Source organism: Burkholderia sp. ABCPW 14 (assembly GCF_001523835.1).
GTDB lineage: Bacteria > Pseudomonadota > Gammaproteobacteria > Burkholderiales > Burkholderiaceae > Burkholderia > Burkholderia mayonis.
The window spans coordinates 1-14,875 of the sequence record NZ_LOVS01000138.1 but is presented as its reverse complement, the minus strand read 5'-3'; the positions used below and the strand labels follow the sequence as shown (position 1 = coordinate 14,875).

Here is a 14,875-nt window from a genome sequence, read left to right as displayed (position 1 = left end):
GTCGGTCATCCTGCCGCGCAGCGCAATCGTCGGTACTACGTGACGAACAGCGAGCTGACGTTCATTCAGGACGGACCGGATAGTACGTCGCAGGGCCGCAACGTCGCGGTCAAGTTCCGCGCGCTCGAGGACGACCAGCCATATCACCCGCTGCTCCTGACCAGGAAGCCGCGAGTGCCGGGCATCCAGAGCGCGACGGTGGTGGGGCCGGAGATGTCGGAAGTGCATACCGACAAGCTCGGCCGGATCCGCGTGCACTTTCACTGGGACCGCTACAAGACGACGGAAGCGGATGCGTCGTGCTGGATTCGCGTGACGCAGGCATGGGCGGGCAAGGGTTGGGGCGTGATCGCGATGCCGCGGGTCGGGCAGGAAGTGATCGTGATCTACGTCGACGGCGATCTCGATCGTCCGCTCGCGACGGGGATCGTCTACAACGGCGAAAACCCGACGCCGTACGACCTGCCGAAGGACATCCGCTACACCGGCCTCGTCACGCGTTCGATCAAGCGCGCGGGCGGCTTTCCGAATGCGAGCCAATTGACGTTCGACGATCAGCACGGCGCCGAGCGCGTGATGATTCACGCGGAGCGCGACGCGCAGCAGACGGTCGAGCGCAACAGCTCGACGTCGATCGCGCAGGACTTGAACCTGTCGGTGAAGGGCACGTCGACGTCGGTCGTCGGGATCTCCGTCAGCTTCACGGGCATCTCGGTGTCGTACACGGGGCTGTCGGTCAGCTTCACCGGTGTGTCCGCCAGATTCACCGGCCTGAGCACGTCGTTCACCGGCGTGAGCACGAGCTTCACCGGCGTGTCGACGTCCTTCACCGGCGTCGATACGAGCTTCACTGGCGTATCCACCGGATTCAAGGGCGTCGACACGGGCTTTACGGGCGTCGGGACGTCGATGGTCGGCGTGGCGACGAGCATCACCGGCTCCAGCAATTCGGTGACGGGCGTGTCGAACAGCATGACGGGCATCTCGTCGTCGTGGACCGACGTCAAGATGTCGACGACCGGCCAGTCGGAGAGCATCACCGGTGTGTCGCTGTCATACACGGGCACGTCGAACAGCATGACGGGCACGAGTACGTCCGTGACCGGCACGTCGACGAGCATCACCGGCACGTCGATGTCGAATACCGGCAGCTCGACGAGCATCACCGGTACGTCGATGTCGACGACGGGCAGTTCGGTGGGCATGACGGGCTCGAGCATGTCGGCCACCGGCAGTTCGGTGGGCACGACGGGTTCGAGCGTATCGACGACGGGCAGCAAGATGTCGGTCACCGGCTTCAGCTTCTCGTATACGGGAGCGAGCTACGAGGACGTGGGCATCGATCTGAAGAAGCTCGGGATGCAGACGAAGAACTGACCTATGCGACATATCAAACCACAAGCGGCCCTCGTGGCCACGACGAATACGCAGATCGGCGCGCAGCCGATGCTCGCGATCAGCATCGGGATGGGCTTCCGGCTCGATCAGCCGTCGATCCTCGTGCACGAAGCGGCCGTCTGGGAGGCGCTGAAGGCGGCCGCGCCGTCGCTGCCGCTGTATGAAGCCGCGTTGCCGAAGCAGCGCGCCGAATGGCTGCTCGCCGGCCATTCGGTGCATCCGGTCAAGCCCGGCGCGCGTACGCGCGATGTCGACTGGACCGCGTGGGTCGAGCTCGACGGCGTGCGCAAGATCGTCTCGTGTGCGACGTCGCTCGGCGACGAACACGAGGAAGGCGGCTTCGCGCGCATCGCGGTCGATCACCGGCACGCGGCGGCGGGCGGCGCGCAGGAAAACCCGTTCGGCGTGACATCGGGTGCGCCGCCGCTGCAGCAACTGCGCACGTTCGGCGTCGGTCCCGCGCCGCTCGCGGCAATGGGCGCGATCGGCAGCGACTGGCCCGAGCGCACGCAATGGATGCCGACGCGGCCCGGCACCGTCGACGCGATGGCGCAGGACGGCACGCACATGGGCTGGCCCGCCGACGTCGATCTGCGCTTCTTCCAGCAGGCGGCGCCCGACCAGTGGGCGCGCGGCGAATGCTGGGCGCCCGGCGCGCGCTTCGAGCTGAGCGGCTTCGGGCCGCAGGGCGAGGGCTTCATGGGCGAGCTGCCGCGTCTCGCGCCGGTCGCGCTCGTGACGCGAAACGGGCGTCCTGGCATCGAGCGCCTGTCGTTCAAGCCGCAGACGGTGTGGTTCCTGCCGGATCGCGGCATCGGCGTGCTGTGGTGGAACGGCGCGGTCGCGCTCGATTTCCTGCTCGACGACAGCCCGACGATGCTCGTCGCCGCATTCAAGGACGAGGCCGAGCGGATCGACGTCGACGCGCTGATGAAATTCGCCGATCTGCGCACGGACCTGAATTGCACTGATCCCCTGCAGCAGGCGGATCACGAACTGATGCCCGCCATTGCGAAGGGCTGGACCTGGGAGATGATCCTCGACACGGAAGACCACCCGCGCTTCGCTCCGGCGCCGCGCGGCTATGAAGAAGTCCGTGCGCGGGTCGAGCAGAACCGCCGTCAACTGATCGAGGCGCGCGACGCGAGCGAGCGGCTCTCCGCGTTCGAGGAAGCGAATCGCAACGCGAAGCTGCCGGGCGCGGCGCGCGGCGGCGAGAACTGGCGGACCCGGCTGCGTCAGGCGAAGACGCCCGAGCTGTCGAGCGTCACGATTCGCGACGCCGATCTGTCGTCGCTGCGCTTCGACGGCTGGAAGTTCGACGACGTGCGCTTCGAGCGCTGCACGCTCGATCGCAGCGAATGGACGAACTGCCGGCTCAATCAGGTGCATGCGGTCGACTGCTCGTTCGCCGACGTGAAGATGAGCGACGGCTGGTGGAAAGGCGGCAAGATCCAGCGCTGCAATCTCGAGCGCAGCGCGTGGCTGAACATCGAGATCGAGCGGATCTCGATCGACGAGTGTCGGCTCGACGACCTGAAGGTCGCGGGCGGCTCGTGGGCGATGCTGTCGGTGCAGGGGCGCGGCGGCGTGCGCGGGGACATTCAGGATGTCGAATGGAGCTCGGTGTCGTGGTCCGAGGTGAGCGCGCCCGGTTGGACCTGGACGCGCGTGCGCGCCGACGATCTCGCGATCGTCGAATGCGCAATGGCGGGCCTCGCGGTGTCGCAGTGCACGCTTTCGAAGCCGAGCATCCTGCTGACCGACCTGTCGGCGAGCGTCTGGCAGCGCAGCATGCTGACGTTCGCGGTGCTGTCGCACGGCACGTCGATCAACGGCGCGCGGCTCACCGATTGCGTGTTCAAGTCGTCGAGCTTGCAGGAGCTGCGCGCGGACCGCGTGCAGATCGATCACTGTTCGTTCATGCAATTGAACGCGCAGCACCTGCAAGCGCAGCAGTCGCACTGGAGCCGCACGGTGCTCGACGGCGCGAACGTGATGCATGCGCAGTTGACGGGCACGTCGTTCGATCGCTGCTCGCTGAAGGAGGCGATGCTGTACGGCGCCGACATGCGGCAGACGCGGATGCGCGACTGCAATCTCGTCCGGGTCCGCACGTCGTGGATCCATCCGCCGGAAGCGGGCGCGTGGCGCGGCAATCTGAACGCGGGCCAGCTCGACGTGCCGAGGAGGGTGGGATGAGCACGATCCGCTCAACGGTGCCGCCGCCGCCGCTGCCCGAAGTCGTCGAAGGGCAGCACTACGCGTCGCCGCAGCGCGACGTCGCGCTCGCGGACACGCTCTTCATCGATTGCCACTTCGATCGCGTCGAATGGTCCGGCTGCCGGCTGTCGAATCTGCGCTTCGTGAACTGCACGTTTGACGCGAATCGCTTCGATCGCTGCGAGCTGCTGAAGCTCACGCACGAGTCGAGCCGAATCCGCGCGGGCGCATGGACGCAGAGCGCGCTGCGCGGCGTGTCGTTCAACGAATGCGAGATCGAAGGCGGCGCGTGGACGGGCAGCCTGCTGAAGGACGTCGTGTGCGCGCAGTCGAAGGGCGCGGGCTGGACGTTCGACGGCGTGCGCAGCGCGCATGTGTCGCTCGTCGCGGGCGATTACGCGGGCGTCACGCTGCGCGGCGGCCATTGGAGCGACACGTCGTGGATCGGCAGCCAGCTCGCCGATCTGCGGCTCGAAGCCGTCGGGCTCGAGAACCTGATCGCCGGGCAAAGCGGTTTTCTGCGCACCGTGCTCGTCGAATGCCGCGGCATCAACGTGCGCTGGATCGACTCGCGAATCGAGCGGATGACCGTGCACGGCTGTGAGCTGAACCAGGCCGCGTGGTCGCACAGCACGTGGACGACGGGCGAGATCCATGCGAGCCGGCTGCCGCTCGCGAGCTTCGATCATGCGAGCGTCAACGGCCTGACCGTGACGAACAGCGATTTGTCGCAGGCGATCTTCGACAGCGCGAGCGTCGTGGACAGCGCGTTGCAAGGCGTGCGCGCGCCGCGGATCGCATTGCGCGACGCGTGGCTCACGCGGGTGAATCTGTCGGGCGCGCACCTGCAGCAGCTCGACGCGCGCGGCGTGCATCTCGAGCGCGTCGACCTGCACGGCGCCGACTGCCGCGGCGGCAACCTGGTCGGCCAGCCACGCCAGGCATGGAGCGCGGCGGATGCGCGGGATGCGGTTTTCGAGGAGGCCACCGGCGCCGACGACCAGCTCTGGTGGCAGCGAGTCCAACCCGGAGCAAGAGGAGTTTGACGATGAGCATGCGGGAAATGTCTGCCGTGCACGACACGCTTGCATACGAGTGCGACGACGACGCGGCATCGCGTCATGCGCTGACGCGAATCATGAAGGGCGGCGCGCGGGTGCGCGACGCGGGGCCGGGTGCACATGACGCGCGTGCGGAAGCGCCGCCGCGCGAGCCGGCATCGTCCGCGCCCGCTGCTGCGACGACGATGCTCGCGCGCGTCGGTGGCGAGCGCACGGCGGCGGGCGAATGGCTCGTCACCGTGCGGCCCGGCGTCGTGCTGCGCGCGAAGAAGGCGGTGAGCTGCGTCGTCGCGCCGCATCCGGGCGATCTCGTGCAGATCTGCCGCGACGGCGAGCGCTGCTGGGTGCTCGCAGTGCTCGAACGCGACGAGGCGAGCGACGAGGTGAGCGACGAGGTGAGCGACGAGGTGACGCTCGATTTCGGCGACGCGCACGTCGCGCTGCGTGCGCGCGACGTGCGCGTCGAGGCGCGCGACCGGCTGTCGCTCGAGGCCGCGCAGCTCGCGAGCCGAGCGCAGGTGATCACGCAGGCGGCGGCCGAGCGCCAGACGCACGTGAGCGGCACCGACGCGACGCATGCGGGCAGCACGGTCGTCCACACCGAGCGGCACATGGCGATGCATGCGAAGAGCGCGGTCGTCACGGCGCAGTCGCTGCTGAAGATCGACGCAGGCCAGATCCATATGGGCTGAGCGTCGCTCGCGCCCGGTTTTTTGAAGGAGGTTGTCATGTTTGCAAATTGCTCTGCCGGAGGGATGGCGCTGTCGGGCGCCGACGTCTGCAAGACGCCGCCTCTTGCGATTCCCGTGTCGTATCCGAACATCGCGAACAAGCCCGAGGCCGTGCCGAACGTGCCGAACATCATTTATGCGGGCGGTCCGGTGCACAACCTGAACACGATCATTCCGGTCACGCACAGCGACGAGCCGGGCTCGATGGGCGGTGTCGCGTCGGGCACCGTCTCGGGGCCGTCGCGACACGTGAAGGGCTCGGGCAAGGTGATGATCCAGGGCGCGCCGCAGACGCGCCTCACGGACACGAATCTGCCGAACAACCAGAACACGGCCGGAAATTCCGTCGCGCCGTCGCAGACGATCACGATGACCCTCAGCTGAACACCGTGCGTTGCATGATGGGCCCCTTCAAATCGTTCGCCGCGGCGGTCGCGCTTTGCCTGCTCGCGGGCTGCTCGATGTTTTCTTCGTCGAAGCCCGAGGAGCCGCGGCAGCTGCACGTGACGCTCGTCGGCGGCGGCCGGCTGAACGTCGCGCCGACGGGCGAGCCGCGCCCTGTGCAGACGTGCGTCTACGTCGTGGGCGCGGCCGACTGGCTGCCGACGCAGGGCAGCGACGACTCGTCGTGCGCGTCGCGCGGTCAGGACAGCACGGTCGTCGCCGACTCGCGCCACGTGATCGCACCGAACCAGGTGCTGCAGTTCTCGCTGAACCTGCCGCGCTCGGGCGACCTCTGGCTCGTGACCGACGCCGACTACGCGCGTCGGCCGGCGAACTATGCGCCGCTGCGCATCCGCATCGAGGGCCGCGGATTGATTCACATGGCCGTCTGGCTCGACCGCGACGGCATTTACAACGCGTTGTTGCCGGGGCCGGTGCCCATCGCCGGCGCGGATGCCGCATCGGTGATCCGCATCGACGAGCCGCAGCCCGCGCGCAAGACGAAAACCACCTATGGGACAAGGAGAAGCAGGCAATGAGCAGTCTGCCGGTAGGACCGGTCGCGTGGAGCGACGGCATGCTGATCGAGACGCAGCACTTCCAGCAGCTCGAGCGGCATCTCGCGCATCAGGCCGCGCTTCGGCTCGGTCAGACGTCGAATCACGGCTGGGGATTCACGCTGCTCGATCTCGATCAGGACGGCCTGGGGCTCGGCCGGCTCGGGCTGCGTCACGCGCGCGGCGTGTTCCAGGACGGCACCGCGTTCTCGCTGCCGTCCGACGACCCGCTGCCGCCGCCGCTCGAAACCGAGTTCGCGCAGGCGGGCGATATCGCGTGTCTCGCGCTGCAATCGGCGCGCACGGGCGGCCCTGAGATGGCGTTCGGCGACGTCGCGTCGGCGTCGCGCTATCGCGCGGTGTCGACCGAAGTGCCGGATCTCGCGGTCGGCCTCGACGCGCCCGGCACGCCGCGGCGCCTGACGATCGAGACCGGGCAGCTCGTCACGCGCCTCTGCTGGAAGTCGCAGCTGCGCTCGGACGAAGTCGCGCTGCCGATCGCGCGCGTCGCGGGCCGCAACGCGAGCCGCACCGTATCGCTCGATCCGCGTTTCATTCCGCCGCTTCTCGACACGCGCGCGCACCTCGTGCTGCGCTCGCTGATCGACGAGCTGCAGAGCACGCTGCGCGTGCGGCTCGCGAGCACGTCCGCGCAGCGTGTGCTGTCGACGGGCGGCGGCGTCGCCGACCTGATCGAGCTGCTGTTGCGCCAGGCGATCGCCGAGTACCGGATGCGCCTGGCGAACCTCGACGCGTTCGATCCGCTGCCGCCCGCGATGCTGTACCACGAGCTGGTCGGCCTGCTCGGGCGCCTGAGCGTGCTGCCGGGCGTCGACGAGGAGCTCGCCGACCGCGAGCTCGGCTACAACCACGACGACTTGCAGACGAGCTTCGAGCCGCTCGCGATGATGCTGCGCCAGGCGCTCGCGCGCGTGATCGAGACGCCGGTGCTGCCGCTGCGCTTCGAGGATCGCGGCGACCAGGTGCACATCTGCATCGTCGACAAGCAGTGGAACCTGAAGAAGTTGATTTTCGCGTTTTCGGCCGCGATGCCGGCGGAGAAGCTGCGGCAACTGCTGCCGCAGCAGACCAAGCTGGGCGCCGTCGAGCAGATCCAGAAGCTCGTGGACCTGCAACTGCCGGGCGCGCGTCTGATTGCGCTGCCCAATCCCCCGCGCCAGATTCCCTACTACGCCCAAAGCACGTACTTCGAAGTGGAGTCGACCGACCCGTTCTGGAAGCAGACCCTCGCCGGTTCGGCGATGGCGCTGCGCATCGTCGGCGATTTCCCCGATCTTCGCTTCGAAGCTTGGGGCCTGAGAGACGGCAAGGTGGCGTGAACCACGACATGAGACGCAATCTGCTATGAGCCTGCTACGAAACCTCTCCACAACGTTGCGCCGCGTATCGATGGCATCCAACATGCTCGATCGCGCCGCGGCGAATCCGGATCTCGCGACGCGCATACCGACGCTGTCGTCGCTGTCCAATGCGGCGCTGACGAGCACCGCCGTGTCGAGCACCGGCACGACGAACGCGGTCGCGTCGGGCGGTGCGGCGGCGAGTTCGGGCGCATCGAGTTTCGCGTCGTCGACGGCGGCCGTGCCCGGCGCGAGCCCCGTGCCCGACGCGTACCCGCACGCCGACGGCGCGTCGCGCAATCCGGCGGTGCTGCACTTCCCGGTGCCGGGCGGCGGGCAGGCGCCGGCCGACGCGCGGGCGGCGGTGCCCGTCGTCTACAGCCCGCAGGGCGAGCAGGCGGCGATCATGAAGGCGGGGCTGCAGCAGGCAAGCTGGAACAATCCGTTCGTGTCGCACGCGCTGCCCGCGGTGCTGCAGCTTCAGCGGCATCTCGCGGCAGGGCCGCTCAACCAGGCCGCGATCCGCACGCAGCTCGGGCTCGAAGTGCGGCTCTACCGCGAGCGGCTCGCGGGCTCCGGCTGCGAATGGGAGCAGATCCGCGACGCGTCGTACCTGCTGTGCACGTATCTCGACGAGACCGTCAACGATTCGGCGCGCGAGCACTCGCAGGTCGTGTATGACGGCGAGCGCAGCCTGCTCGTCGAATTCCACGATGACGCATGGGGCGGAGAAGACGCATTCTCCGACCTGTCGCGCTGGATGAAGGCCGACGAGCCGCCGATCCCGCTTCTGTCGTTCTACGAACTGATCCTGTCGCTCGGCTGGCAGGGCCGCTACCGCGTGCTCGATCGCGGCGACGTGCTGCTGCAGGACCTGCGCTCGCAACTGCATGCGCTGATCTGGCATCACGTGCCGCCCGAGCCGCTCGGCACTGAGCTCGTCGTGCCCGCGACGCGGCGTCGCTCGTGGTGGACGGCCGGCCGCGCGGCGGCCGTCGCGCTCGGCGTGCTCGTGCTCGCCTACGGCGCGATCAGCCTCTGGCTCGATTCGCAGGGGCGGCCGATCCGCAACGCGCTCGCCGCGTGGATGCCGCCGACGCGCACGATCAACATCGCCGAGACGCTGCCGCCGCCGCTGCCGCAGATCCTGACGGAAGGGTGGCTGACCGCGTACAAGCATCCGCAAGGGTGGCTGCTCGTGTTCAAGAGCGACGGCGCGTTCGACGTCGGCAAGGCGAAGGTCCGGCCGGACTTCATGCACAACATCGAGCGGCTCGGCCTCGCGTTCGCGCCGTGGCCGGGCGACCTCGAGGTGATCGGCCATACCGATTCGCGGCCGATCCGCACGAGCGAGTTCCCGGACAACCAGGCGCTGTCGGAAGCGCGGGCGCGCACCGTCGCCGACGAGCTGCGCACGACCGCGCTGCCGGGCGGCGCGCGCGCGCCGGAGAACGCGGTGCAGCGGAACATCGAGTACTCGGGGCGCGGCGACACGCAGCCGATGGACACCGCACCGACGAGCGCCGCGTACGAACGCAACCGTCGCGTCGACGTGCTGTGGAAGGTGATTCCAGACGGCGCGCAGCGCCGCGACCGCAACGTGAACCTGCAGCAGCCGGTGACGCCCGGCCAGGCGGCGGCGCGCCCGGTGATGCCGGACGGCGTCGAGATCGCGCCTGAAGGGCAACTGCCGTATGCGACGAAGACGGAGGGCCGTCAGCCATGATTCGCACGAGCTTGAGAGTTTTCGCGGCGATTCTGATCGCCGTCCTGATCTGGTGGGTGGGGCCGCTCTTCGCGTTCGGCATCTATCATCCGCTCGGCCCCATCTGGGTGCGCGAGATACTCGTCGCGCTCGTGCTGATCTGGGGCTTCTGGCCGCCGCTCGCGCGGCTCTGGGCGCGGCTCGCGATGAGTCCGCGACAGGTCAAGGTCGCGCCGAAGACGAAGCAGCCCGATTTCGTCGACAAGCATCTACGCAGCCTCGACCAGCAACTGAAGGAGCGCTGGCAGAAGGAGCCGCGCGGCCGCTGGAAGCGCTGGGTCGGCGCGCTGACGCGCCAGCATCGCGCGATGCTGCCGTGGTATCTGGTGCTCGGCTCGGAAGGCAGCGGCAAGTCGAGTTTCGTCGCGAAGGCGGTCAGCGTGTCCGGCTCGCTGCAAGATCGCGTGCTCGGCTCGGACGCGACGTACGGCCGCGGCGACGACTTCAACTTCCGCATCACGCGCGACGCGGTGTGGTTCGACGTCGGCGGCCGCTGGAGCCTGCGCGCGGGCGTCGACGAGAACGAGCTCGATGCGTGGCGCAAGCTGCTGCGCGGGATGCGGCGGATGCGCAAGGGCGCGCCGATCAGCGGCGTCGTGCTGTGCCTCGACGGCGTCGACATGATCGATGCGCCGCTCGACACGCGCAAGCGTCTCGCCGATTCGGTGCGCGCGCGGCTCGACGAAATGCGCGAGGCGTTCGGCCAGCAGGTGCAGGTGTACGTCGCGCTGAACGGGCTCGATCGGCTCGACGGCGCGGTGTCGACGCTGTCGCTGCTCGACGCGTCGAAATGGGCGAAGGGCGTCGGCTTCAGTTTGCCCGACGACGGCGCTGAAGCCGATGCGGCACGCGCGGATGCGACCTGGCACCACGCGCTGCAAGGGCTGCAGCAGCGGGTCCAGCAGCAGGTGCTGTATTCGGCGCCCGCCGCGACCGAAGTGACGATGAACCATGCGCAACTGCGTTTCGTCGAGACGCTGAGCCGCTTGCAGAAGGCGCTCGTCGCGTGGCTGCACGTCGCGCTCGCGCCGGGCGAGACGCATACGGCGGCGCGGTTGCGCGGCGTGTGGCTCGGTTCGATGGCCGAGCTCGCGGATGCGCATCCGGCGGGCGCCGCCGGCCCCGGATCGTCGGGGCTGCCCGTGCCGTCGCGGGCGTTGAACGACCTGTGGAACCCGCTCATCCGGCAAGTGTCGCTCGAGCGAGATTCGGTGCGGCCGAGCGGCGCGAAGTCGTGGCGCGGCCGCATCGGCGATGCGTTGCGCTGGACCGCGGTGCCGATCGTCGCGCTGTGCCTGCTGCTGTGGTTCGGCTGGGGCTACGTCACCGAGCGCGACTACCTCGACGGCGTGTGGGCGCAGTTCACCGAAGCGAAGCGGCTTGCGCAGGCCGAGGTGTCGTACGGCAACGACGGCGGCTCGCCGCTCATCGAGATCGCGAACCAGATGCGCTACGCGCAGTTGCAGGCCGAGGACGCCGCGCAGGGGATGGCGACGCCGTACTTCGAGCACGGGCTCGTCGCCGAGACGGCGCGCGACACTTATTACCGCCATCTGCAGAAGATGCTGATGCCGGAGCTGTACAACGAGGTGCGGCGCACGCTCGTGTCGCAGGTCGACGGCGGCGCGGGCGACATCTATCAGACGCTGAAGATCTATCTGATGCTTTGCCGTCCTGATCGACGCTCGGCGGACGACGTCGTGCGCTGGCTCGACAGCCGCTGGGACGCGCTGTCGGGCGGCCAGTATTCGGACGACGACCGGCGCGCGCTGCTCGCGCACGTGCGCACGCTGATGTCGCTGAAGAACGTGCCGGCGACGCCGGAGGACGCGAACCTCGTTCGCTCGGCGCGCGCGAAGGCCGCCCAGATTCCGCTCGTCACGCGCGTGCTGCAGCACATCCACGCGCAAGGGCTGCCGCAGCAGGTCAACGACATCTCGCTGTCGCGCGCGGCGGGCTTCGAAGCGGCGATGAGCCTGCGGATGCGCAGCAACGTGCCGTCGACCGACACCGCGGTATCCGGCTGGTTCACGCGCGCGGGCTACACGGACGTGTTCCTGCCGCGGTTGCAAAAGAGCGCGCGCGCGATGCTCGAGGAAGAGAGCTGGGTACTGCGCGACGAGACGTTCTCCGGCAACAGCTTCCAGATCGACGGACTCGTGCAGAAGCTCGGCGATTCCGCGCGCAATCAGTTCCTGCAGGATTACATCGGCGCGTGGCAGAACTTCCTGAACGACGTGACGGTGCGCGGCGTGACGGGCCTCGACGATGCGTCGCAGCTCGCCGCGGCGATGATGGAGGCGCAATCGCCGCTCGCGAACCTGCTGCGTTTCGCCGCGCGCGAGACGACGCTCACGGGCGCGAGCGACGAAGGCAACATCGACAGCTGGATCGATCGCCAGAAGTACCGCTTCGAGAAGGGGCGGCGGCAGATCGTCGGCGAGCTGAGCGGCCAGCACTACCGGACCGTGCTGTTGCCCGAGCACGTCGTCGAGGAGCACTTCCAGGCGATCCGCCAGCTCGCCGCGCAGCTGAACCGCAACAACTCGATTGCGAACAATCCGCTGTCGCGTCTCTTCGAGCCGCTGTACCGGCAGCTCGGGCTCGTCAACGGCGCGCTGCAGGCGGGCCAGGTGCTGCCGGCGCAGTACGACGCGTTCTCGCGGCTGAAGGAAACGGCCGCGCGTCAGCCGGAGCCCGTGCGCGGAATCATGCTCGACCTCGTGAGCAGCGGCAGCACGATGACGACGCGCGAATCGGGCGCGCTGCTCAACCGTGGCGCGGCGGGCGCGACGAAGATGGTCTGCGATCAGGGCTTCACGAGCCGCTATCCGCTTCGCCGCAACACGCAGGCGGATGCGGGCGTCGAGGACTTCGAACGATTGTTCAGCTCGCAAGGGCTGATGGCGACTTACTTCCGCGATCACCTCGCCGCTTACGTCGACACGTCCGCGAAGCCGTGGCAGGCGTTGCGCTCGAACGGCGGGCCGAACGGCATGGTCAGCCAATCGGTCCTCGGCTCGTACGAGACGGCCGACCGCATCCGCGGCGCGATGCTCGACGATTCGGGACATCTGCGCGTGTCGACCGTGCTGCGCTTCATCGATATGGATTCGCAGTTGTCCGAAGCGCAGCTCGCGGTCGGCGGGCAGACGCTGCGCTTCGCGCACGGCGTGACGTCGCCGCACCGGATCGACTGGACCAATCAGAACACGCAGCTGGCGATCAAGCTGCAACTGAAGTCCGTCGACGGTCGGATGACGACGCTGCAGTTCGACGGGCCGTGGGCGCTGTTCCGTTTCTTCGATGCGGGGCAGGCGGTCGGCGGCACGGGAACGGCGGACCGGCGCGAGCGGCTGTATCAGACGAGCCTCGGCACGGTCCGGATCGAATGGCAGGCACTGACGCTGCCGTCGCCGATATGGTCGGGCATCCTGCAGTCGTTCAGGTGTCCGTCGTGATGCGTCGAGCATCGGTATTCATGCGCCGAAGGGCGCGCACACTAGAAAGGAGCACGACATGATTGATCCGAAGGAAATCTTCGCCGCATGCAGCAACGCGCACCAGTACGGACAGGACGCGAGCGGCTCGATGGCGCAGCCGTTCATGAACTCGATCCCGGATTTGTCGACCGCGTCGTCGAGCAACGCGAGCAGCCTGATCGGCAACGTTCAGCAGGTCGGCTCGAAGATGCTCGAGCACATGTCGACGATCAAGTCCGCGGTCGACAAGCAGGTGATGATCCATCAGGACAACCAGCAACGTCAGAAGACTTACGACTTCAACGTCGACATGCGCGATTTGCGTCCGACCAACGCCGTTGGCTTCCCGGAGGAAATGCCGTCGATCTTCTTCGCGCCGTTCAGGACGGGCAAGTGATGCGGTTTGGCTGCGTGGGCAGTTGCGTCGGCGTCAGCGCGCTTTGCGCGCGGGCGTCGTCGCGCGTCGCGCGACGCCTGGCGATGCACAGGCGAGTACCGGGCGCGCGCCGGCGCGCCCGTTTCAATCTATTGTGAGGATGGAGATATTTCGATGTCGAAACGAATCTTGGCAGGGGTCGTGGCGGGGCTCATCTCGGTGAACGGCCATGCGCAACTGGGCCAGCTGTTTCAGTCGGTGAAGGAGCAGGTGACGCAGGCGGCGACGTCGCAGGTCAACCAGGGCGTGCGTTCGGCGACCGACGAGGCGGTGCAGGCGACGTCCTCGCGCACGCGCAAGGCGATCGCAACGGTGCGCTCGCCGTCGTCGTCGCCTTCGGCTGCGTCGGCGCCGACGTCGGCGACGTCTTCGGCGACGGAGACGAGCGACGCGACGCTGAACGAAGCGCGCAAGTAACGACCTGTCGCGCATCGCGCCGGCAGCCGGCTGTTGCACCGGCGGTGGCGGCGAGCCGGACGGCTTTCGCGACGTACGGCGCGTCGCGTCATCGTCGCGAAAGCCGCTTGAATGATCACGAAACTATCGTATAAACGTCGGTTTACGGGCGGAGTAATCGAGGCTCTTCTCGAAATCAACCAGGAGTGTCTTATTGATGGAAAAGGAGCGTATTTATGTTCCAGACTTCGATAATCAGTGTCGTCGGCGTATTGGTAGCGATTGTCCTGATTTTCGTGGTAGTGACGACGTCAATGACCTTGTCGACGGTCATGTCGTCGGTCCGCGCTCAGACCGTTGTGAAGAACGGTTATGAGGCCGTTGCCGACGTCGTGAATATCGGCCAAACCGGCGTGACGCTGAATAACGTGCCGATGATGCGGATCGATCTGCGCATTCACCACAATGGCGCATCGTGGGACGTGACGATCAAGCAATTCATCGATTTGGGGAATATTCCGCGCATCGGCGAGCGGGTGCGGGTGATGGTCGACCCGGCGGACAATGGCCGCGTGATGTATATGGGGCTCGCGAGCGGCGGGCATTGATTCCGGTAAGCGCGCTTCGGTGCGTCAGAAGGCGGAATTATTCGTCGCGCGAATATGGATCGCGATGAGGGTGCGATGTCGTTTTTCAGAAGGCGTGCCGTAAATACTCGATTAAGCGTATTTTAAAAATCCATATCGACATGATGGTGATAAGCAAGTGCATTTTTGAAACTCGCTTCAAAATCGAAAATCGATTCAAAAATGTTTACATTTAGGAATCGATATCATATGCTGCATCGCAGAATCCTCATTTCATAAAGCACGTCACCGCGCGGCGGTAATGCGGGCGGCAAGACGACGGAAAGCGGTAATTTCCTCAAGAGGCGTCATGCGAGACAGAGGCGCTGGAGACCACGGGCCGAGAGAAGCGGGGTGACCGCGACGGGCCTGGGGGAGCGTATTGCCTGTGGGAT

Annotated in this window: 12 protein-coding genes; all 12 read left to right on the top strand. The window is 67.2% G+C overall.

The annotated features are described in order from the left end of the window. The coding region (locus WS62_RS21350) for a type VI secretion system Vgr family protein (RefSeq protein ID WP_156441072.1) at positions 1-1,377 on the top strand (1,377 nt) is incomplete at its 5' end. Positions 1,378-1,380: 3 nt separating this feature from the next. Continuing rightward, a complete protein-coding gene (locus tag WS62_RS21345; protein WP_066574967.1) occupies positions 1,381-3,600 on the top strand; it encodes a DUF2169 family type VI secretion system accessory protein in 2,220 nt (739 codons plus the stop codon). After that, positions 3,597-4,667: a pentapeptide repeat-containing protein gene (locus WS62_RS21340; RefSeq protein ID WP_066574964.1), complete on the top strand. Its 1,071-nt coding sequence runs from the start codon at positions 3,597-3,599 to the stop codon at positions 4,665-4,667. The genes WS62_RS21345 and WS62_RS21340 overlap by 4 nt, the downstream gene beginning before the upstream one ends. Before the next feature lie 2 nt (positions 4,668-4,669). Then, complete coding sequence (locus WS62_RS21335) at positions 4,670-5,374, top strand: DUF3540 domain-containing protein (RefSeq protein WP_066574961.1); 705 nt, start codon at positions 4,670-4,672, stop codon at positions 5,372-5,374. 36 nt (positions 5,375-5,410) lie between these two features. Continuing rightward, positions 5,411-5,797, top strand: a complete 387-nt coding sequence (locus WS62_RS21330; RefSeq protein WP_025990153.1) for a DUF4150 domain-containing protein — start codon at positions 5,411-5,413, stop codon at positions 5,795-5,797. Between the two features lie 5 nt (positions 5,798-5,802). Beyond that, the gene (locus tag WS62_RS21325; protein ID WP_066574958.1) at positions 5,803-6,396 is read left to right on the top strand and encodes a type VI secretion lipoprotein TssJ; all 594 of its coding nucleotides are present in this window, start codon (positions 5,803-5,805) and stop codon (positions 6,394-6,396) included. Next, positions 6,393-7,754 (top strand): type VI secretion system baseplate subunit TssK, encoded by a 1,362-nt coding sequence (tssK, locus tag WS62_RS21320; RefSeq protein WP_059471569.1) that lies wholly within the window; start codon positions 6,393-6,395, stop codon positions 7,752-7,754. The genes WS62_RS21325 and tssK overlap by 4 nt, the downstream gene beginning before the upstream one ends. Before the next feature lie 82 nt (positions 7,755-7,836). Further along, positions 7,837-9,501 carry a type IVB secretion system protein IcmH/DotU gene (icmH, locus tag WS62_RS21315; RefSeq protein WP_066574956.1) on the top strand — a complete coding sequence of 555 codons (1,665 nt, stop codon included), beginning with the start codon at positions 7,837-7,839 and terminating at the stop codon, positions 9,499-9,501. Then, the gene (gene tssM / locus WS62_RS21310; protein ID WP_066574953.1) at positions 9,498-13,001 is read left to right on the top strand and encodes a type VI secretion system membrane subunit TssM; all 3,504 of its coding nucleotides are present in this window, start codon (positions 9,498-9,500) and stop codon (positions 12,999-13,001) included. Before icmH ends, tssM begins: the two co-directional genes overlap by 4 nt. Positions 13,002-13,059: 58 nt before the next feature. Further along, a complete protein-coding gene (locus WS62_RS21305) occupies positions 13,060-13,419 on the top strand; it encodes a DUF6277 family protein (RefSeq protein WP_059471572.1) in 360 nt (119 codons plus the stop codon). A gap of 147 nt (positions 13,420-13,566) precedes the next feature. Continuing rightward, complete coding sequence (locus WS62_RS21300; RefSeq protein ID WP_197422892.1) at positions 13,567-13,875, top strand: hypothetical protein; 309 nt, start codon at positions 13,567-13,569, stop codon at positions 13,873-13,875. A gap of 311 nt (positions 13,876-14,186) precedes the next feature. After that, positions 14,187-14,462, top strand: a complete 276-nt coding sequence (locus tag WS62_RS21295) for a hypothetical protein (protein WP_059471574.1) — start codon at positions 14,187-14,189, stop codon at positions 14,460-14,462. Positions 14,463-14,875: the final 413 nt, after the last annotated feature.

What these genes read in the sequence shown, in the direction of transcription:
- tssM (WP_066574953.1), top strand. Translation starts at nt 9,498, where the DNA reads ATGATTCGCACGAGCTTGAGAGTTTTCGCGGCGATTCTGATCGCCGTC.
- tssK (WP_059471569.1), top strand. Translation starts at nt 6,393, where the DNA reads ATGAGCAGTCTGCCGGTAGGACCGGTCGCGTGGAGCGACGGCATGCTG.
- WS62_RS21335 (WP_066574961.1), top strand. Translation starts at nt 4,670, where the DNA reads ATGAGCATGCGGGAAATGTCTGCCGTGCACGACACGCTTGCATACGAG.
- WS62_RS21340 (WP_066574964.1), top strand. Translation starts at nt 3,597, where the DNA reads ATGAGCACGATCCGCTCAACGGTGCCGCCGCCGCCGCTGCCCGAAGTC.
- icmH (WP_066574956.1), top strand. Translation starts at nt 7,837, where the DNA reads ATGCTCGATCGCGCCGCGGCGAATCCGGATCTCGCGACGCGCATACCG.
- WS62_RS21330 (WP_025990153.1), top strand. Translation starts at nt 5,411, where the DNA reads ATGTTTGCAAATTGCTCTGCCGGAGGGATGGCGCTGTCGGGCGCCGAC.
- WS62_RS21305 (WP_059471572.1), top strand. Translation starts at nt 13,060, where the DNA reads ATGATTGATCCGAAGGAAATCTTCGCCGCATGCAGCAACGCGCACCAG.
- WS62_RS21295 (WP_059471574.1), top strand. Translation starts at nt 14,187, where the DNA reads ATGTCGTCGGTCCGCGCTCAGACCGTTGTGAAGAACGGTTATGAGGCC.
- WS62_RS21345 (WP_066574967.1), top strand. Translation starts at nt 1,381, where the DNA reads ATGCGACATATCAAACCACAAGCGGCCCTCGTGGCCACGACGAATACG.